This is a genomic window from Bacillus cereus group sp. BfR-BA-01356 (assembly GCF_022663635.1).
GTDB lineage: Bacteria > Bacillota > Bacilli > Bacillales > Bacillaceae_G > Bacillus_A > Bacillus_A cereus.
In genome coordinates this window covers 1-19,694 of the sequence record NZ_JAKUFX010000080.1, presented here as the reverse complement: position 1 = coordinate 19,694, position 19,694 = coordinate 1, and the positions used below count along the sequence as shown (strand labels likewise).

Genomic DNA, 19,694 nt, shown 5'->3' with positions numbered 1-19,694 from the left:
GTGAAGTAAGTGGGTTTGAAAGAAACAGGTCAAAAAATCGTTAAAAAAGTGATAAGGGTATTTGCAAGAGGATCCGGTAAAAGTTTATCTCTTCAACGAGGAATCCCGATAATGGTTGAGGTTCCGGAATACGATTCGAAAGATTACGAGATTTCGTATAACAGAAAAGTAACCTATCGAAAAAAGAAAAGCCAAGCAAAACGAAAAGCATGGAAAAAACATGGCCTACAGGGGCGCGGGAGGAAAAAATAATGACACAAGAAACAAATCAAAATGAAGTAGTGGTACAAAATAACGCGGTGGCGAAAAGAAACGATGGCAGCAATTATATTTCAGCAATTTTAGAAGAAACAAAGCAGGGATTCGTTGAAGCGAATAACGGTCTTGATATGGATTTCGTCCGTATGGGCGAGTGGTTAACGGTTAACAAGAAAGGGAATTTCGTAGAAAAAGATGATGAAAATGTAATGTACGGCGACAATATTGATGTAGTTATTGGATACGGTGAGCAACGTTGGTCTGTATGGGGGAAACAAGATTCTCCTGAAGATGGTCAGTTGATCGTGGCGGAAAAAACAAAAGAAGATGCGGAAGTTGTATTCAATCAATGGTTAGCTGAAAACCCACAAGCTGAGGAACGCTATGAATTAGATGATATTCAGCTTCGTTATATGGCATCAGTGGTACCAGTATCAACGTTAAGCCCAGACGACTTCCCTCGTATCTACTTAATGAGCTTTAGCCCAACAGACACAATTATTTACGGTCGTTTTGCGATGAATGTGTATACAGGGAAATATAAAGCGCTAGGTGTTCCGTCTAAATTAGGTGTCAATAAAATTGTTACACGCTTAGTAACAACAGAACGTAAAAGTCGTACAAACGCTAGTAACCAATGGATCGGTATCGACTTCCAGCCTGTAGGTGTATTTAAACCAGAAGATTACGGAATTAACGTAGAAGAAACAGAACAAGCAGAAAAAGCTTCAGAATAATTAAGGAGGGCGTCTACAAATGGCAAAAAAGAAAGACAAAACAAGTGAGTATCAATATGTAGACGCATGGTACAGCAATCAGAACGGTAGAAGCATTCCGTGGAAACGAATCCCTTCCTCTGAAGTGAAGCAATTCCAAACGGGAGAGGCATTCAATTTCAATTGCTTTGCTACAGTTCAACGATTTGCGAACGACACAAAAGTAAAGGGGGAGGCATTTATTGCTCCCCTATATTTTGACCTTGACCATGCGGAAGACCCATCAGTCAGCCAAAAGGATGCAATCAAGCTGGTGGAATTTTTTACGAAAGAAATGGACATTCGTGAATCGGATATGTGGATTTACTTTTCTGGATCAAAAGGATTCCACATCTTAATAAGCTCCGATGCGCTCGGTATTGAACCGAGAAACGACCTTCATAAAATCTTCAAACATATGGCTGGGTACTTAGTACATAGGCTGGGACTCACGTCACTAGACCTTGTGGTGTATACAGAAAAGCGGATGATTCGTTTACCGAACAGTATGCATCAAAAAACAAACCTATTTAAAACAGAAATTAGTGTAAATGAGTTAAACAAATTAACACTGGAAGAAATTAAAGATTTAGCGAAATCACCAAGACATGCTGACGATCTACCTTATACGGCAGAAGAACGTAAAAAGGCAATGAAATACAGACCTCGTACAGGGTATTTACTAATAAATAAGACAGAAGAATATGAACAAGCTGCAGCAACGAGTGCTCGTAAGTATGCGAAAGAAGAATTCCAGTTTAAGAAAGATAAACCACCGGCATGTGTAGTTGATATTTTAAATGGTGGATGGAAAAAAGACGGTGACCGAAACCAGGCAACAGTACAGCTTGCATGTTACTTCAAAGACGCTGGCTACACGAGAGAAGAAACAATGAAAGAGCTGGAAGACTGGGTGCTTAAATTTACATCTGAGGATAACGAGTATGGTAAGCAACAGCGTGTTGCGAATACGAGAAGTGTTATCGATGCGGTATACAGCGGTGATAATACATACAAATTTGGTTGCGCTTTTATTCGTTCACTACATGGCGAAAAGAAACCGGGAAGCAAAGATTATGAACGTGTAGCGTGTGCTGGTGATATGTGTCACTGCATTAAAAAGAATGCTGAGGAAGAAGAGAATGCAAAGTTACTTCATCTAGCAGAGACAGGTAATGCGGATCTTACTGGAAAGCTTGTAAAAACACGTGTCATGGTTGCAGGGAAAAAGCATACACCTTATATCATTCCGAAAAACATTGAGTACCATTGCTGGGGCAGAGAAAGTTGTAAAAAGGTACATTGCCCTCTATACGACATCCATACACACACAGGATATAAAGACCTGGGCGTAAGTGATCGGGAAGTTATTCAAATGACAGGTGTAGGTGACGATAATATAAAAGGCATTTTACGAGAAATATCAGGCATTCCAAATTGTCCGAAATACAATACCGATATTTTAGAAAACATGAACGTTGAAGAGTTGCTTGTAATCCCGATGGCTGAAGAAGGTGACGAAAAGCAAGAGCAGCATAAAGGGAATTATGTACTACGAAAAGTGTACGCCGTAAATGGACTAAACGTAAGTGAGAATAAGTACTACGAATTAACAGGTTATGTATACCCACATCCAAAGAATCAGGAGTCAACACTACTTGTAAAGAGTGCGGTACCGCTTCAGGATGTGGTTGAAAGTTTTGAGCTAAATGAACAAGTGAAAGAAGATTTAGCAACATTTCAGCCGGCAGATTATACAGCAGAATCAATTGAACAGAAACTAGGAGCAATTTGTAACGATTTAACGTACAACGTAACACACATCGTAGAACGTGATGAGACATTACTTGCAGTATTGCTAACACTTCATAGTGTTTTACGTTTTAAAGTACCGTGGGATTTAAATCCGTTACGTGGTTGGGTGGAATTGAAAATCGTTGGTGATACAGGTACTGGTAAGTCCGCGCTCATTGAAAAAGTAATGAAATATGCAGGACTTGGAACACGAGTGAATGCGGAAAGTACTTCTCGTACAGGTCTAACGTACAAAATGGAACAGTCAGGTGCTCAAGGTGCATGGTACATCGTTTGGGGGGCATGGCCGTTAGCGGACAAAGAAATGATTTGGATCGATGAAGATACAGGTATTACGAAAGATGATTATGGTGAAATGACGCTTGCTCGTTCTGACGGGAAGCTGGAAGTAAAACGAGCTGTAACAGCTGAAACACCTTGTAGAGTACGTGCCATCATGTCAGGGAACGTACCGAAAGGGAAACGACTTGCTGATTACTCTCAAGGCGCAGAAAGTTTAAAAGATATTTTCAATAACGAGGATATACGTCGTTTTGACTTTGCAGTTTTTATGAGAGCGAGTGATGTGGATCCTGAGTTGTACAACCAAACGCTTGCTACGTATCCATCGATTATACAGAAGGATACTTTGAAAAATAACATCTTATATGCTTGGTCACGTAAGCCGGAGGACGTGCTATTTACAGACGGTACGATTGATAAAGTACTGGAGGTTGCGACAGACCTTGCGAAAGTATATGGAAATGCGAATGACATACCACTTGTTTCTCCTTCAGATCAGCGGAATAAAGTAGCAAGATTAGCAGTTGCACTTGCAGCTCTTACGCATTCAGTTGATGAATCAGGCGAAAGAATTCAAGTTTGGCCGGGACACGTTGAGTTTATTGGGGAGTATTTAAAAGCTTTATACAATGCTCCAGGTTGCGGCTTAAATTACTATGCTCGTTTAGCAATAAAAGAAGAAGAGATGACAGAAGAAAGATACCAGAAGTTTACGGCAGATCTTAAGAAAATCGATACATTAACAGGCGAAATGAAATTCTATGAGTTTATCAAACTGTTCGCTCAGCAGAAGTATTTACGACTTGGTGATGTTGAGGCGATGCTTTCTATCGATAAAGAAGAAGCGAAAGCAATCGTAAATCAATTAGCGAAAATGAGGATGATTCTTTTAACAAGCGGTGGTTATCGAAAAACACCACGCTTTAATGCCTACATTGCGTATTGCATGAAGAAAGGACTCTTTGATCATATACAGGATGAGTACTACTAATTATATGGACAAGCACTACAAATATGACTGGAAGTGAAAATATGAAACTCGGAAGTTTATTTGGAAGACCTAAAACATTAGCAAGTAGTAAAAAACAGGTACCGGTAAAAGAATCAAAACTAGCGGTTGAAATGGAAAAAAAGAAAAAGCCGGGACAATTCGATATTGTTTGGCCAAAAGTGGAACCGCAGCAAGTGAAAGATTATAAAGCGATTCTTACAGTCTCAGAGTTAAAGAAATACTTAGAACGTTGTATACAAACAGGTAAAGTAGGATTCGACTGGGAGACTGCAGCAAGTAAAGAAATTAGAGTGCATTATAAAAAGGCGTTTGAAGATATAGAAGAAGCACGTACTACAGGGATTATCGATGATAAAGAAGCGGAAAGCCGAAGTGAGAGCTTAGAAAAAGCGTATTTAAAAACACCATTGGATCCGTGGAAAGGTGAAATTTGTACAGTATCGCTGTCAGCGGCGGTACACGAGTCAAGAGTTGTTCCAATCTCACATAAAGTTGGCCAAGTATTTGAACCAAGTATGGATAGAGATGAAGCTAGGAAATTGGTCCTAGATTTGCTTGATGAATACCTATTTAAAAATGAAAAGGTATTAAAGATTGCGGTCAATTTGTCTTTTGAAACGAAATATGCAGCGAAGTACGGTAAATACATTTTAGGAAAAGTAGCAGATCCATTGATTATGTGGGTACGGTGTTTACAAATCGCAGCACCTCAAAAGATTAATAACCCGAAAAAACCTACAAGCGGATGGGGGTTAAAGCCCGCTACGAAAGAGATTTTTGGTGTAACAATGAACGACTTTTCAGCCCTTTTAAAGAAATACAAGGTGGATTTCTTTGATGAAATTGATGCCAGTAAAGGTGAAGGACTACTTTACTCAGCTGAAGATGCGGATTACGCACTGCAGCATTATGAATATTGGTCTCAAATCGCTTCGCAAATTCCGCAATATGAGGAATGGCTCCACAAGATTGAAATGCCGTTCACACGTGTTATCGGTCTTATGGAGTATTGGGGAATGAATTGGGATCCAAACCTTGCAACGCAAAAGAAACAAGAGGCTGAAATTATGCAGGAACAAGCTGCTGAACGTATTAAACAAGTCGCGAAAGAAACGTTCAATGTTGATATAAATACCGGTAAATCAGGTAAAACGAACGAAGTGAAAAGCTTAATGTTTGATTACTTAAAAATACCGGTGGCTAAGTACGGAAAAACAGGTGCGAGTCTTGATCAAGAGGCACTTATCGATATGGCATTTATGCTTGAGAATAAGCTAAACGATATCGATGAGGAAAAGTACCTCAGCATTCCATTGCCTGAAAATTGGGAAATTATCGATCCTGACAAGGACCCTACCTTAGATAAGTTAGAGCGTGGAGCAATTCGTATCGCAAAACGCGAACCACATCCTTATAAGGAACAAGCGTTAGAGGTTATCGATCAGCTGAAGAAAATCCAAAAATACACGACATTACTTTCTTCGCACATCGTAGGACGTGAAAAGTACTTGAACTTTATGAGTGGACGGATCCATGCCGGGTATAGTCCATTTACAGAAACAGGACGCTTAAATAGCTTTAATCCGAACGGACAAAACGTACCGAGACCAGATAATGATGAGTTTAAGATTAGAAACTTCTTTGTACCTAAACCAGGAAAGATATTATTCTTCATTGACTTCTCAGGGTTCGAGCTTCGCTTAATGGCATGGAAATCAGGTGACGAGGTCATGACGGAGCTATTTAATACAGGCGGGGATATGCACCGTAGAACAGCGTCTGTAATGACTGGAAAACCTGAAGATGAAATTGTAAAGAAAGAACGTACGGATGCAAAGGCAGGAAACTTCGGAATCTCTTATGGCGGTACGGAACACGCTTTACAGTTCACATTTAAAACAAAGTACATGATTCGTAAAACATTAGATGAATGTGCGCAGATTGTAAATGCTGTTAAAACAGCGTACAAACGCATACCAGAGTATCAGCGCAAGATTGTTTTAGAAGCACGGGAGCAAGGTTATGTGCAAACGATTTATGGATATATGAGATTGCTACCGGGCATTAACAGCGCGAATAGAAGAGATCGTGGCTCAGCTGAAAGACAAGCAGCGAATACGCCAGTGCAAGGTAGTGCCGCTGACATTATGAAGAAAGTACAAAATGAAATTTATGAATCTATTGGTAAACAAGAAGGGGTACTTGCTCATGGTAGTGCCGATATGATTGCACAAATTCACGATGAAATTATTTTTGAAATAGATGATGATCCGGAGATTGTAGTGGCAGCAGAAAAACAAATTAAACAAGTTATGGAGCAACCTCCAGTACCAGGATTTCCAGTTCCGATTGAAGCAGAAGGAAGTGTAGGGTATCGATGGGGCGAGAAAATGAGTGTTGAGTCCTGGCTTAAACAAAGGGAGGAATAGCATGTGGGAAGAGGAGAGGGACCGCGTAAATCGTTATTTACAAAGCGTCATGCAACAGCATTACCACGTGTAAAACCAGCAAGAATTGTGGGAAGTATTGCCGGAGAACCATACAACATGGTTTGGGTAGTAAGTTCATTAAGAAAAGATAAAAAGACTGGTGTGTTAGACCCAGTACCACAAGATCCATACGCAGAATTGTTATTTAGCAGTTGCTTTAAAAAATGGAGGGAAGACGATGAACGCCTTGAACCGTCAACAACGCCGGGCGAGTGAACGTGAGAGAAAGAGAACAAGGGAGCGGCAAAGTTTTCACAGGGGTGAAGTGCAGCAAGTATCCCTTTTATCGTATAAAGATGGTCGAACATTAGCTTTACGTGCAGTAAAAGAGGTCTTAGGTTTGGGGCCAGTACGTTTAGAGCGTGTACAGAAGCGATTGGAAGAACTAGAAAACGAGAATTTTAATGAACTATTTTTAGAGCATTTAAGAAAATAAGAAGCTGTAGGAAGGATGTGCGATTGTGGGTGGTAGACAGCAAGGGAAGGGGTACGAAAATCGGAAAAGTGATCGGAAACTAGAAAAATTAAAACGTGAAATGGTTAGGCAAAAAAGGAAAGTAGCAAAAGGTGAGCCACGAAAGGCGGTAGTGTACTTGGACAATTCGGAGCAACAATTAAAAGATGTGATGCAAGAGAATCGTGATTTGCAGTTAGAAGTTGACTTATACAAATCACAAGTGAAAGTGAAAGATAATTACGCAAAGCGTGTATTGAAAGAAAATAATGAATTACGTGAGAAGAATAAAGGTTTACGAAAGAAATTCCTTGCATTAGTAGTTTCCTATATGATTGCAGCGACAATCGTAAGTTTAGTAGTACTAGGATGAGTATCTTGTATGCTGTGAAATTTGTTGTGGGTAACAAAGCATATGTAGATTTAGTCACCGCAGATAACAAAATACAAGCGATGAAAATTATAAGAGAAGAACGACCGAGCTGTTATATCGATTGGGTAAAGGAGGAGTTATAGTGCGTCAATTAAACAATAATAAGGTTTTTAAAGATGATAATGAGTTCTGGAAAGAAGTGTACTACTACATGGAAGAGCACAATTGTTATAAGGATGAGGCTGTAAAAGCAGTAGAAGAGCAATTCAATAATAAAAAACAGAAAAGAATAGAAATTATTGAAGCTGTAAAAGAAAAGTTGATTTGTGCAGGGATACCTGAAAAGGATTCTTTAAAATTCGCAGAAACTGCACCTTTTGTTAATTCCTTAACTGGTGCCAGTGTAGAAAGAATGGTGAGAAGTTTCATAGATTTGTTTAAAAAAGGGGAGCGTGCAAAACAATGAACATCATTCATTTATTCCATCTTCAAAAAGAACTTGATAACAAGATTGTGGAAAAACGTGGTTTACAAAACGTGCCCTTGTTTCAAGAAAAGAAATTATCATTTCGTGACGAGTTAAGTGAGTTACTTCATGTGTGGCGCGGTCATAAGTTTTGGAGTGAAAATAACAAGCCGATTACAAAAGGTGTACGTAACAAGGGTCAAATGATGGAAGAAGATAAGGAGTACTACAATCCGTTATTAGACGAGTTTGTTGATGCACTTCACTTTGCTTTATCGATTGGATTAGAACGTGAATGGAATAAATATATCGATGCCTTTGTAGTACGTAATAGCAAAGGGAATACAAAAACAGAAATTATCGATGTGTTTAACGATTTATATGAGAACAAATTATGGACTGCAGCACACTATATGACCTTGATGAATGACTTGGCGTACTTAGGTGCAGCGCTTGGATTTTCGGCTATTGAAATTTACAACGCATATATCGAAAAAAATAAAATCAATCATGATCGTCAGGCATCCGGTTACTAAAAGGAGGCGGAACGGTGGGGAAAGTTATTCTTTGGACAAAAGAAGAAATAGCGTATCTGGAGGATTCATGGGGGACGTACAGCATTAAAAGTATTGCGAAGAAGTTAGATCGAACTGTAAATGCCATAAAACTAAAAGCAAATCGTATAGGGTTAAGTGATCCACGGTTACATTTCAATGGGCTTACAGTGCTCCAATTAGCAGATGTATTACAAGTAAGTTATAAAACAATTGAATCGTGGTATAAAAGGTTCGCATTTCCTATAAGGCTAAAGTTGTTTGTAAAAACACAAAAAGTAAAAGTTGTTTACTATAAGGATTTCTGGGACTGGTTAAAACGACATAAGCAGGTAGTTGATTTTTCAAAGGTTGAATATGGGATTTTAGGACCTGAGCCAGAATGGATGAAAGAGAAACGTGATGCGGATGCGTATAGAAGGAAAAAAGAAAGGGAGCCTTGGACCAAACAAGATGAATTATTACTAAAAAGTATGGTCAAAGCGAATTGTTATACGTATTTGTATATCGCGAAACGTCTCCAGCGAACAGAAAGTGCAATAAAGAAAAAACTGGAGGAGCTTGGGATCTTCGAGAGACCTGTAGAAAGCCAAGCATCTTATACAGAAAATGAAATACAAATTAGTTTAGACCTATTTGAAAAAGGTTACACGGTAGATGCAATTGCAGAAGGGTTTGGGAAAAGTGCATTAACACTTGTTGGTTACTTAGAAAGTAAGGGGTATCGATTTAAAGCGAAAATGGTGATAAAGCCTGAGAATCCTGTGTTTTAGATTTTAAATAAAAAAGGCTAGGATTTCTCCTAGCAAAAGAGTTATGTCGTACAGAAAGGTAATTGTGTGCAAACCAAGTGTTTGCAAATTCATTATATAACGTTTCTGGGGTGGACAGGCCAAGTCGTAGCAATCTTTACGTAAATTTTACATGGTATTGAAGATTTTGATGAAAATCAAATTTGAATTTTATAAGAAATGGGGGAATCTAGTGGGAAAGAAAATTCAGAAACACTGTCTATCAATATTAATTGCAATAGGTGTTATATTAGCAGGTTTTTCGGCTTATACAGGAGATTGGATTAGTTTCATAAGTTTTATAACAACAACTATTTTCATTTCAGTAAGCATGAGAGCTTCTATATATGAAAATATCACAAAGAATATGGCAGCAATACTTATTGTAGTATCAGTCATCAAAATAATAGAAATCGCTTATTACTTTTGGATTCATGATTATAAATCAGTTACATGGAATTTAGGGTTAATAGGCTTCTGTATTTACGATATGGAACAGTACTTTATTGAAGAAGAAAACTAAACAAAAGCGTTATTTTGTAAAAAATACAGTATAGCGAGGTAGGGTAAATGGAAGAAAAGATTGATTTAATCAAAGAAAAACTCTCTAATGGAAAATCTCGTTTTGAGAATGGTAAGACCGTGGTAGAGGTTGGTTTATCTGATTTAAATGAATTACTAAGCCTAGCTTATGACATAAATAATTATCGTTTAAATGCATTGTGGAATTTAGAGCAAACATCAAAGGCATGTAAAGAGTATGAAATGCGTAACGAAAAATACGAAGAGTCGTTAAAGCTGATAAAAGGAGTAACAAATGGAGTGGATAATGCCATTGTCAAAGATGTGAATCGAATAGCAAAAGAATCATTATTATAACCAAAAATGTTATTTGGATAGAAAGGGGAGGACAGGAATGGAGCTAAATAAAGTTTATCCAGGACATTGTTTAGACGTACTAAAAACTTTTCCGGATAATTTTGTGAGTACCGTGGTCACGAGTCCTCCATATTGGGGATTACGTGATTACGGGGTAGATGGCCAGATTGGATTAGAGGCAACGGTAGAAGAGTATGTATCGAATCTTGTATCTGTATTTAGAGAGGTAAAGCGTGTATTAAAGGATGACGGGACACTTTGGTTAAATCTTGGTGATGTATACGCTGGAAGTGGACGTGGAAGAAATGCAGATGGGAAAGGAAATCCAGGTAACAATCATTTTCAAAGTGTTGGTCAAGTTACTGGAATTGTTTCAATCACAAAATCAGTAGATGGATTAAAACCAAAAGATCTGATTGGTTTACCTTGGCGGGTAGCTTTCGCATTACAGCAAGATGGTTGGTATTTAAGACAAGATATCGTTTGGAACAAGCCAAACGCAATGCCAGAGAGTGTAAGGGATAGACCTACCAAGTCACATGAATATATTTTCTTGTTAAGTAAGTCACCTAAATACTATTACGATCACGAAAGTATTAAAGAGCCAGCGGTTTACGGCCAACAAGATGTTAGAGGTTCGGAAGGTGCATTTGGTCCACCGCAAAGAGCAAAAAGGACAAGCAAAGAAAAAGGTTCTTTTAACGGAAAATATGGTCATGAAGCATTTAGAGCAATTCGAGATAAAAGAAATAAAAGATCGGTATGGACAGTAGCAACAAAACCATTAAAAGAAGCACACTTTGCTACATTTCCGGAAGCATTAATTGAACCGTGTATATTAGCTGGGGCGCCAGCTGAAGGAATTGTTATGGATCCATTCTTCGGTTCAGGAACAGTTGGTCGTGTCGCTGCAAAGCATAATAGAAATTTTATTGGTATTGAATTGAATCCTGGTTATATAGAGATATCTGATAGATTACTAAGCAATGTTCAGTTGGAATTAATAAATCATTTTTAAACAAAATAGTTATTTGAATTAAAAAGAGCACCATTAGAGAGTGTGGTGCTCTTAGACCAAGAACTATAACGTAGATTAAAGAAAGAATGCTGTATACCAAAGAGACAGTAATGTAAGCCATCCAATTGTCAGCGCTATGTATTTTAAAATTTTCATGATTACTCCTTTTAGGTATAGAGTGCACCAAGCTAGAGGATGTTATTAATTTTTAAACAAAATTCTTATTTTGGAGGGGAACGGAATGGAAATTAAAAGTTTTTTCGAGGATTATGATGGGGAAATTGTCCTTAGTGATGTAAGAAATTTCAAAGATGCAGATGACTTTGTTAAACAGGCTGAAATATATGTAGCAGAAACTAGAGGTTTTCGGATTCCGATACTTCAACCTACTGTAACGGATATTCTCGTGGGTGAAGAAGAATGGAAACCAGACGATGATCCTGATTTTGAAGGTAAGAAAATTACAGTTTATTGCTCTGTAATCGATCAGGGAAATAGTGAAGAAACTCAAGGAGAACCTGATAAGTGGTGTGAAAATAGGATTGAAGCCTATAAACGTTATGTAGACCAAGATATGAAAGATATTGACGATTATGAAAGAGATATAGAATATCACCAGAATAAAATCAAAAGAATACAGAGAAATATTGAATCTAAGACATATCAACAGACCATAAAGTTATCTCAATTATTTGAGCAAGGTTGGATATTGAACAATGGCGTGTGGGAAGAGAAGTAAACTGGTTAATTTGAAATTTAATAAAATCTTTATTTGATAGGAGGAGACAAAATGGGCTGGGAAAAAGTAATTGAGCAAAAGGAAATGACAACAATCGAAAAACTACACCTGATATGTGACGCTAGTTTAGTACAAGGGAAGTGCATAGTAGTTGAAGCGAACAGTTTCGCTTGGATGATTCGGACTATTAAGGAACTTAGTAAGGAGGAAAACAAGTGATTTATGAAGTTATAGATTATTGTTCTAAGTGTGAAGAAAAATTAGAAAACTGTGAGTGCGAATGCAGGAAGTGTGATGAGTGGTTGCACGATTGTAAATGTGAAGAAACCAAATAAAATCGTTATTTAATTTCAAATCGAATAATATATGTAAAAATCCTAAGTGCAAAACTCCAAGAGCACTTAGGAAAACATTACTTCTAGCAAATTGTACATTACATCATATGCTTGTTTGATTAAAAGGTGAAAAGTTTCTAACAAAAACGCTATTTTGTACTGAGTAAATGTTGATGTTTATTAAAATGATAAAGCAGCTAGCTCAATGAACTAACTGCTTTATCGTCCAACAAGAACAATACCCACAATACATTGTAACTTAAGGTTACAACTATAGTATGAGTAGAAGTGAAAATGTTATGCGAGAAAGTGAAATAAAAACTTCATTTTATACAATAAAACAGCTAGCGTGATTAGCTAGCTGTCCTGGTAAGAAAAGAAAACGGTGCTTATTAAATGTTGCTTTTGTAATTGCGAGTTACAGCTATAGTATGAACAGAGTTGAAAATGTTATGCAAAAATAAACTAATAAAAATTTCATTTTGTATGTATTTGAAATACGAATAGAGCACTTAATAAAGTGCTCTCGTGACGAGATTATCCGTTTGTGAAAACTAGCTTATTTTATATAGAAAGGAACACAAAATATTATATGCGTGTACAGTCTATTGTGTGCATTTTTAAAAATAAAGAGCAGCTAGCAAAAGCTAACTGCTTCATGCAAAAAAGAGCGGAGAAGTACTGGACAGTTAAATGAGTTTTGGCTTATCGCCTATCAACAGTATGCGTTTTAATATCAAGAAATATGCAGACGTTTCACAATAAAAAAGAACGCTCTTGAACAGCGTTCTTTCCCGGAGTGAATAGTCAAATAAGCTAATAAAGAAAGGTGTATCAAAAATACTCTATATAAATTATTCATCTTCACATAAAAGGTGGTTAGTTTAAAAGGACAGCTAGCGAAAACTAACTGTCCAGCCCTTAAAGAAAGGGAGGAATTAATGGGTATATAAAAATTCCTCCATCCATAGTATTGACGGAATATCGAATTTTATTCAGGGGGAGAGACACATGAGCCTAAAGAAAAAGCTTGGAAACATTATTTGGCACATAGAAAATAATCGCAAAATTATAGGTGATACAAAGGTGCTAGATCAAGTGCTTGAGAGTTTGAAAGGGATAGAAAGCGAATTGCCAAAAGATATGAAAGAGGCTGGTAACTTCATTTCTACAGGTTTTATGAACGGTATTAGTGCACAGGCAAGTGTCCCAGTAACTGTACACGAATCACTTAGACGTACAAGATACGGAACATATAACGGCCACAACCAATGGGATTTAGCGAAGGACTTTTTCCGAATGTCAAACGATGCATTCTTTAAAATTTATGGTTTTAATTTCGTTCCAAAAGGTCGATTGTTTGATGATGCAAAAAGCTTTGTGGCGAATCAAGAAAGCGTATTTAGAGGGGGCGCAAGATGAATAAAACAGAAGCAAATAAACATTTCCCACTATGGAAAGTCGAATTAGGTGAGTATGTGTATGGAAGAGACTCAGGTGCTCCTTGGTCAGATCCGGAGAATGACATTCGAAAAAGCGGAACCGTAAAGTATTATTCAAAAGCAGATGTTGATAGTGAATGGAAGCTGGAGTATTCAGAGGGAATAGGGAAATTTGATTATGCTTTACACAAAACAGCAATCACATTAGCCGAATTACAAATACATTATGGAATGGAACCAAAAGAAAATACGTCGATGTTTGAGTATAAAGATAAGATGTTTGTTTTTGAGCATTGGTGCGATGATCAAAAATGTGTATGCGGTACGGCTATTGATGAGTTTTATAACGATTATGAAGAGGATAATACTGTAAAAGCAGACATTATAAAATCTACAGTGTTCTTCTACGATAAAGATTGTCTAGTTATGAAGAACGGAAAGTTCTACCTTAATGGCAAAATGGTAGGCACGAAAGAAGAAATAAAGGAAAAACACGGTATTGAGTATTACCAAGCAGAGATGATATATCCAGAGGATATAAGGAAGAAATTCTGCGAGTTATTTCCTGAAGCTACCTCGTATTACTCTTGGTCAGCCACGGGATATTTGAATAGGTTAGATAGAAATTAAAAGAGCAGTTAACATAATTAACTGCTCAATCAGAGAGAAATACAGTCATAGATGAAAATCTTGTTGTACAAATAGTGTCTCCATATTTTTATGTTTTATTCGAAAGAGGAGGGGCAAAGTCATGAAACCCGTAAAAGCGAAATGTGAAGCATATGAGCACGTGTTTCGTGTCCAGATGCTCACAGCGCGACTACCTAACCGTGTGGACAAGCACTACTTCATTTGTCCAAGCTGTAAAAGAGAGTTTATAAGTTATTATTCGAACCGTGAAATGAGACAGCTGCAGAAAGAAATTTCGAAATTATACAAAGGTTTCCGTAAATGTTATACGAAGGAACAGGCAAAGGTGATCCAAGCAAAAATCGATAAAAAAGATTTAGAGTTTAAGTGGCTACGTGATAAATTGCGGACAGATGTTGAAACGAATTTACCAAATTAAAGGGGGATAAAGTTATATGACTATACCTAAACAATTAATGATTGGTAGCGTTCCGTATGATGTGGAAGTCGTAAAAGGATGGCTTGAAGAAAGAGAAAACGGAGAAGTAAGAATTGCAGAAGTAACGTATCACGAACAACAAATCAAGATTTCGGACAATGTAGCGAAGCATGAAGGGCAAATGAAAAACGTACTTCATGAGGCGATTCACGCAATGCTTTATGAATACGGATTTGATCGTTTAAATAAAGAAGCAAATGTAAATGCATTAACTACAGTCTTTTTCGACTTTATTAAGAACAATATTCGTGGTGGTATCTCCAGTTTTGTAGGGTATCAGTATTTATTACTTAAACGTCCAGAAAAAACAAATGTAGAATTTTATGACTCTGATGCGGAGCCTGCGAATCTAAGACTAAAAAAAGAAACAGATGAATTTTCATTTATCAATACCGCGGCAGAACTTGTGAAAGTGGGTGTATCGGCATTAGGCGCTGCAGTGGCAAAAGAGGAAGTTCATAAGGCTGTGGATCTAGGTGTTACGCATGAACAGACTCAGGAATCAGTTATTAAAATGACCACGGATAAGCAAACTCGTAAACTACCAATCGTAGAAGTGAATCGTAGCTCGTTTCCTATGGAAGAGATAGCAAAGATCACGAAAAAAGAAGAAACGGATCCTATTCATTGGAAAACAGGTATTAAGTATGATGATGAGGGTACACCGAGATATCGTACACGTTACGAATGCTGCATGTGCGGAAATCGTGGGAATCAATACGAGTACAAGGAGAACAAATTCACGAAATGTCATAAATGTAATGCGAAACTCAAGATAGTACACGCAACGAAAAATGGATTCCCTGAACGCGATGCATTCGGTAATTTTTACGTAGCTAATGATGAATACAGCATTATTTTGGATGGTGAGTAAAGATGAAGAATATACCTACAAAAAACATAAGTGAAGAACTGGAGACACGTGAGGGTGTCACAACAGTGCAAGTAAGCCCCCATGAAAAAATTGAAGTAGCTGGTATTACGGTTGAGGGTCCGGCTGTAATCCTCATCAATAAAGACTAGGGGGTATTAGACGGAACTTATATACGAATATCCGATTTGGACAACATGGTTCATCTGTGTAATATTCTTTGGTTTAGCTAGCGTTATAGAAACGATTAAGAAGTAAGGAAAAGGAGATGGAAGATATGAGAGCGGTAATTAAGACGGTTGACGGTTCTGTACACACTGTAGAGGAAGCAGATTTTATTTTTGAAGGATACAAAAAGCTAGAAGGGGAGTTATTTGCGGAAGGAAATGCGATAGATACTTACGATGATAACGGCCGTATTACGGGAATTGTGAATATGCAACATGTTTCTGCGATCAAGTTCGAATATGAGAAAGATAAGGGAGCTGAAGAGAAATGAAATCAACAGGTATCATTCGTAACATTGATCCATTAGGACGTATTGTGGTTCCAATGGAATTACGCCGTACATTAGGTATCCAGGTAAAGGATCCGATGGAGATTTTCGTAGATGGTGAATCTATTATTCTACAAAAATATAACCCTAATAACTCTTGCCAAATTACAGGAGAGGTTTCAGAAGAAAATATTGAACTAGCTGGCGGTAAACTCGTGCTAAGTCCTGAAGGGGTTGATCAGGTATTAGCGGAACTCGAAGCACGTTTGAAGGGGCGATAAAATGAGCGAACCTAATAAGCAATATACAAATATCGAACTGGAAATGATTTTGGATAACTTTGTAAAGGCGTTACCTATGCAAATGCGCATGCAGCGTGAAATGTCTAAAGTATATAAAGCACGTTTTGACGCACTTGTTTCAGAAGGTTTTACGGAACAACAAGCACTGGAAATCGTAAAATCACGTGGTATAGAGTGAAAGGCTCCGAAGCGATCTTACGAGCGATGCACCAGGTAGGAGGAGAAATTCCAGCTACGCAGTTTGATACGTGGCTGGGACAACTCTCTCGGTTAGGACTACTGGAGCAAGTCACGAAAGATGATAATCATGTTTATTACTACCGGCTTACGGATAACGCAAGACAGTTTTTAGCGAAGAAGGGTGTGACGTGAGGATGGAAAAAGAGACGAAAATTAAGGCGTTAAAAATTAACGGGGAGAAAGTTATGTGTGACAGCCCTGTATTACACGAACCGTCAGCAGCTACGTTTATACCGAAAAAAGGTATTTTCCAAAAAGAGAACCACACTTGGTACATCGATTTCCTCACATATGCTCGTAAAGATTTCTTTGATTTTCTAGAGGATCGTGTAGACGTCTTAATAGAAATCACAGAGGAAAACGGAAATACACGTCAAGGACATGCCTTATTTACAGGTATTGATTCTAATTCAGATGAACCACTCGAATATCGAATGAAAGGTATCACGGAATTAGAGCCTGTAAAGACAGAGATTCCAGAGGTACCTGAGTTCCATATGAAAGATCTTCACGGTAAACAAGTCACGCTTTACTACAGTTCTGATACTTCTACGACAGGTGATTATACAGTTGAGACACTTATCGCTTTAGAGAATGCAGGTAGTAATAAAGTGGGAATATATGTTCTTAGTAGTGAGGTAAAGGAGAGACACAAGTGAATTATATAGATCGTATCACGGAATTAGCCCCGCAATTACCGGCGGTCGTTTTAGAAGATGTGATGAACCGGATTAAGGATTGGATCGTAAGTGGCGGGAAAGAAGATGATCCGTATATTGAACAGCAACTGAGATTCTTGGAACGTGTGGCTGCAAGGAGTAAGGAACATGACGTCTGAAGAAATAAGGAATTTAGAAATCGATGGCGTAGAGGTTCCGTTTTATGACGGGTATGTGACGGTACAAGAAGGAGTTGTTACGGGTAAGCTCACCTGGAGTCTCCATGTTGTGAATTATGGGGTAAGTGAATTTGTGGCTACGAACCAGTTACGTGATGTGAATATCGAGACAGAGCAGGGCAATGTATATGCTGGAGAAGGATTGATTGCGAAAGTGACTGAGGAACGGTTTCTCTTAGCTGGAAAGTCGGTGCTACGTGGTTATGAGACAACAGCGGCGTGGCACGTGTTTCGAGATTCGGAGATTCACAGCTGATTACACGAAAATAAAAATATATAAAAGAAAAGTTTTTAGGAGGGGGTCTAATACACTACAGTACTCAAAAAAGAAAAAGACAATAAAAAAGAACCCCCCCTTAAAAAAATATACCTTATATATATAATATAAATATAAAACTAATAATTATATATTATATATATAGTAGTATTTATTAATAGTTATATAGTATGTAATACTATTAATGGTTTAAGGTGTTTGTTTTAGGGGTTTGATTTTCTGAGTCAGGAGGTTCGGAGATGACCAGAATTGATGGCTACGTTTCAAAGAAGACAATACGACTATGGCTGGAGAATTACGAATCGCTGGCTGTAGGTGATCGGTTCCCTGATGCACCGCCTAGCTTTACTGGACCTGGTGCACTGGATGGGAAAGGCGATGGACGGTTGAATAAGATTGTGCTGGATCAGGCGATTAAGCAATTACCGAAGAATATGCGGTATATCGTGTTAGCACGGTACGTGGTGAAGATTCCGAGGAAACGTACATTGCATAAGTTGAATATAAATGCTGATACGTATTACCAACGGTGTAGACAAGCTGTAGATTTGTTGCACATGAATATTAACGGTGATATGGCTGGCATGAGAAGTTTAATAAAAAAGTTGTACGGGGCTTGACAAAGTACCGTCACACTAGGTACTATTTATGATAGGATGGTGAAATTGTGTCCTACTCCAGTACTAAATAATACGCATAGCCATGAGGCCCGTAATTAGGGTATCATGGCTATTTTTATGTCCGTTGGATTGGGCCGACTGTGGTGTATATAGTAGGTAGAAACTAAGGTAACTACTGTAGTAGTTACCTAACTATCGGCAACACGAAAGGTGAAACCGATGGGTGTTTTTATCAGCCGAGCTCGCTGAGAGAGAAGGGTCTTTGAAACTCAGGGGGTCATAATCATTCATATCGGTTTCATAACTTAAAGGTTTTGACACTTTGTTATGGGTGTGATAGTATCAAGGTATCAAATGGTGTCATAACTTAGTGTCATTAGTTAGGGCCGAAATGGAGCTGATATGAATGAAGTACGGATATGCGAGGGTAAGTACGATTCACCAGGACTTAGAGGCACAGATTCAAACACTGGAGAAGGAAAGCTGTAGTATAATTTATTCAGAGAAGTTCACTGGTACAAAAGCTGATCGTCCTAAGTTTAAGGAAATACTTTCGATACTAGAGTCAGGTGACACACTGGTAGTTACAAAGCTGGATCGCTTTGCTCGTTCGACAGTCGATGCTATACAGACAGTAAGAGAACTGTTTGAAAAAGGTGTGAAGGTACATGTATTGAACATGGGACTGATAGAGGATACACCGACTGGGCGCTTAGTCTTCAATGTTATGAGCGCGTTTGCGGAGTTTGAACGTGACATGATTGTTGAGCGGACACAAGAAGGTAAAGCAATTGCTAAGCAGCGTGAAGACTTTAGGGAAGGTAGACCGAATAAGTACAGTAAGAAACAAATTGAACATGCGCTAGGCTTATTAGCTAATAATCATTCATATAAGCAAGTAGAAGAAATGACTGGAATCAGTAAAAGTACACTAATACGAGCAAAAAAGAAAAAAGAGTCGGAAAAATAATTTCGGCTTTTTCTTTTTGTTCGAGAACATATTCAGTCCCCCGGGGGAGGTCAAATCTGGTAAGGAGCTGGCAGGCGCTCGTAACGTTCCGCCAGAATTTTTAAACTCGGGGGGCTACACACATGCCCATCAACTTAAGAGTGAGCACAACCTGAGCTTTCGACTCATCGGATCAAAACATTCCTAAAATAAAAGCATACTCTTAAAAATAAGCATCTCAAATAAACCC

30 protein-coding genes are annotated in these 19,694 nt (G+C 38.1%); all 30 read left to right on the top strand.

The window, feature by feature from the left end; translation table 11 throughout:
• Nucleotides 1–9 precede the first annotated feature (9 nt).
• The 30 genes from MR168_RS22255 (at nt 10) to MR168_RS22110 (ending at nt 19,465) form a co-directional block, all read left to right on the top strand.
• Complete coding sequence (locus tag MR168_RS22255; protein WP_000523223.1) at nt 10–252, top strand: hypothetical protein; 243 nt, start codon at nt 10–12, stop codon at nt 250–252.
• Complete coding sequence (locus MR168_RS22250; RefSeq protein ID WP_242291489.1) at nt 252–995, top strand: hypothetical protein; 744 nt, start codon at nt 252–254, stop codon at nt 993–995. Before MR168_RS22255 ends, MR168_RS22250 begins: the two co-directional genes overlap by 1 nt.
• A gap of 19 nt (nt 996–1,014) precedes the next feature.
• The gene (locus MR168_RS22245; protein WP_242291488.1) at nt 1,015–4,101 is read left to right on the top strand and encodes a DNA primase small subunit domain-containing protein; all 3,087 of its coding nucleotides are present in this window, start codon (nt 1,015–1,017) and stop codon (nt 4,099–4,101) included.
• A 23-nt stretch (nt 4,102–4,124) separates the two neighbouring features.
• Nucleotides 4,125–6,551, top strand: a complete 2,427-nt coding sequence (locus MR168_RS22240; protein WP_000147936.1) for a bifunctional 3'-5' exonuclease/DNA polymerase — start codon at nt 4,125–4,127, stop codon at nt 6,549–6,551.
• Nucleotides 6,552–6,554: 3 nt separating this feature from the next.
• A complete protein-coding gene (locus MR168_RS22235) occupies nt 6,555–6,827 on the top strand; it encodes a hypothetical protein (protein ID WP_000532406.1) in 273 nt (90 codons plus the stop codon).
• Nucleotides 6,790–7,047: a hypothetical protein gene (locus MR168_RS22230; RefSeq protein WP_000993003.1), complete on the top strand. Its 258-nt coding sequence runs from the start codon at nt 6,790–6,792 to the stop codon at nt 7,045–7,047. Before MR168_RS22235 ends, MR168_RS22230 begins: the two co-directional genes overlap by 38 nt.
• Nucleotides 7,048–7,072: 25 nt before the next feature.
• A complete protein-coding gene (locus MR168_RS22225) occupies nt 7,073–7,438 on the top strand; it encodes a hypothetical protein (protein ID WP_000509446.1) in 366 nt (121 codons plus the stop codon).
• A gap of 5 nt (nt 7,439–7,443) precedes the next feature.
• Nucleotides 7,444–7,581, top strand: a complete 138-nt coding sequence (locus tag MR168_RS22220; RefSeq protein WP_000271410.1) for a hypothetical protein — start codon at nt 7,444–7,446, stop codon at nt 7,579–7,581.
• Nucleotides 7,581–7,904 carry a hypothetical protein gene (locus tag MR168_RS22215; RefSeq protein ID WP_001249533.1) on the top strand — a complete coding sequence of 108 codons (324 nt, stop codon included), beginning with the start codon at nt 7,581–7,583 and terminating at the stop codon, nt 7,902–7,904. The genes MR168_RS22220 and MR168_RS22215 overlap by 1 nt, the downstream gene beginning before the upstream one ends.
• Entirely contained in the window at nt 7,901–8,440 is a 540-nt protein-coding gene (locus MR168_RS22210) for a dUTP diphosphatase (protein ID WP_001021290.1), read from the top strand. Before MR168_RS22215 ends, MR168_RS22210 begins: the two co-directional genes overlap by 4 nt.
• Nucleotides 8,441–8,454: 14 nt before the next feature.
• Nucleotides 8,455–9,231 carry a hypothetical protein gene (locus tag MR168_RS22205; RefSeq protein WP_000521061.1) on the top strand — a complete coding sequence of 259 codons (777 nt, stop codon included), beginning with the start codon at nt 8,455–8,457 and terminating at the stop codon, nt 9,229–9,231.
• 211 nt (nt 9,232–9,442) lie between these two features.
• Nucleotides 9,443–9,772: a hypothetical protein gene (locus tag MR168_RS22200; RefSeq protein ID WP_000516691.1), complete on the top strand. Its 330-nt coding sequence runs from the start codon at nt 9,443–9,445 to the stop codon at nt 9,770–9,772.
• A 47-nt stretch (nt 9,773–9,819) separates the two neighbouring features.
• Nucleotides 9,820–10,128, top strand: coding sequence for a hypothetical protein (locus MR168_RS22195; protein ID WP_000391475.1), 309 nt, complete (start codon nt 9,820–9,822; stop codon nt 10,126–10,128).
• A 37-nt stretch (nt 10,129–10,165) separates the two neighbouring features.
• Nucleotides 10,166–11,146, top strand: coding sequence for a DNA-methyltransferase (locus tag MR168_RS22190; protein WP_000422433.1), 981 nt, complete (start codon nt 10,166–10,168; stop codon nt 11,144–11,146).
• Nucleotides 11,147–11,387: 241 nt separating this feature from the next.
• Nucleotides 11,388–11,885 carry a hypothetical protein gene (locus MR168_RS22185; protein ID WP_000404006.1) on the top strand — a complete coding sequence of 166 codons (498 nt, stop codon included), beginning with the start codon at nt 11,388–11,390 and terminating at the stop codon, nt 11,883–11,885.
• Between the two features lie 51 nt (nt 11,886–11,936).
• Nucleotides 11,937–12,104: a hypothetical protein gene (locus MR168_RS22180; protein WP_000539655.1), complete on the top strand. Its 168-nt coding sequence runs from the start codon at nt 11,937–11,939 to the stop codon at nt 12,102–12,104.
• Between the two features lie 1,127 nt (nt 12,105–13,231).
• Nucleotides 13,232–13,642 carry a hypothetical protein gene (locus tag MR168_RS22175; protein WP_000053745.1) on the top strand — a complete coding sequence of 137 codons (411 nt, stop codon included), beginning with the start codon at nt 13,232–13,234 and terminating at the stop codon, nt 13,640–13,642.
• On the top strand, nt 13,639–14,292 hold the full coding sequence (locus MR168_RS22170; protein WP_242291487.1) for a hypothetical protein: 654 nt from the start codon (nt 13,639–13,641) through the stop codon (nt 14,290–14,292). The genes MR168_RS22175 and MR168_RS22170 overlap by 4 nt, the downstream gene beginning before the upstream one ends.
• A 121-nt stretch (nt 14,293–14,413) precedes the next feature.
• Entirely contained in the window at nt 14,414–14,731 is a 318-nt protein-coding gene (locus MR168_RS22165; RefSeq protein WP_242291486.1) for a transglycosylase, read from the top strand.
• Between the two features lie 16 nt (nt 14,732–14,747).
• Entirely contained in the window at nt 14,748–15,665 is a 918-nt protein-coding gene (locus MR168_RS22160) for a hypothetical protein (protein WP_000154978.1), read from the top strand.
• A 2-nt stretch (nt 15,666–15,667) separates the two neighbouring features.
• Nucleotides 15,668–15,814, top strand: coding sequence for a BC1881 family protein (locus tag MR168_RS22155; protein ID WP_000790088.1), 147 nt, complete (start codon nt 15,668–15,670; stop codon nt 15,812–15,814).
• A gap of 125 nt (nt 15,815–15,939) precedes the next feature.
• On the top strand, nt 15,940–16,161 hold the full coding sequence (locus tag MR168_RS22150) for a hypothetical protein (RefSeq protein WP_001202995.1): 222 nt from the start codon (nt 15,940–15,942) through the stop codon (nt 16,159–16,161).
• Complete coding sequence (locus MR168_RS22145; RefSeq protein ID WP_000843025.1) at nt 16,158–16,439, top strand: AbrB/MazE/SpoVT family DNA-binding domain-containing protein; 282 nt, start codon at nt 16,158–16,160, stop codon at nt 16,437–16,439. The genes MR168_RS22150 and MR168_RS22145 overlap by 4 nt, the downstream gene beginning before the upstream one ends.
• Before the next feature lies 1 nt (nt 16,440).
• Entirely contained in the window at nt 16,441–16,638 is a 198-nt protein-coding gene (locus MR168_RS22140) for a hypothetical protein (protein WP_001294615.1), read from the top strand.
• Nucleotides 16,639–16,664: 26 nt separating this feature from the next.
• The gene (locus MR168_RS22135) at nt 16,665–16,832 is read left to right on the top strand and encodes a hypothetical protein (RefSeq protein ID WP_080546110.1); all 168 of its coding nucleotides are present in this window, start codon (nt 16,665–16,667) and stop codon (nt 16,830–16,832) included.
• A 2-nt stretch (nt 16,833–16,834) separates the two neighbouring features.
• The gene (locus tag MR168_RS22130; protein WP_000410292.1) at nt 16,835–17,359 is read left to right on the top strand and encodes a hypothetical protein; all 525 of its coding nucleotides are present in this window, start codon (nt 16,835–16,837) and stop codon (nt 17,357–17,359) included.
• Nucleotides 17,356–17,538 (top strand): DUF6877 family protein, encoded by a 183-nt coding sequence (locus MR168_RS22125; RefSeq protein ID WP_001106358.1) that lies wholly within the window; start codon nt 17,356–17,358, stop codon nt 17,536–17,538. The genes MR168_RS22130 and MR168_RS22125 overlap by 4 nt, the downstream gene beginning before the upstream one ends.
• Complete coding sequence (locus MR168_RS33730; RefSeq protein WP_000200015.1) at nt 17,528–17,854, top strand: hypothetical protein; 327 nt, start codon at nt 17,528–17,530, stop codon at nt 17,852–17,854. The genes MR168_RS22125 and MR168_RS33730 overlap by 11 nt, the downstream gene beginning before the upstream one ends.
• A gap of 407 nt (nt 17,855–18,261) precedes the next feature.
• Nucleotides 18,262–18,495, top strand: coding sequence for a hypothetical protein (locus tag MR168_RS33950; protein ID WP_223698036.1), 234 nt, complete (start codon nt 18,262–18,264; stop codon nt 18,493–18,495).
• A gap of 406 nt (nt 18,496–18,901) precedes the next feature.
• Nucleotides 18,902–19,465, top strand: a complete 564-nt coding sequence (locus MR168_RS22110; protein ID WP_000873650.1) for a recombinase family protein — start codon at nt 18,902–18,904, stop codon at nt 19,463–19,465.
• Nucleotides 19,466–19,694 lie beyond the last annotated feature (229 nt).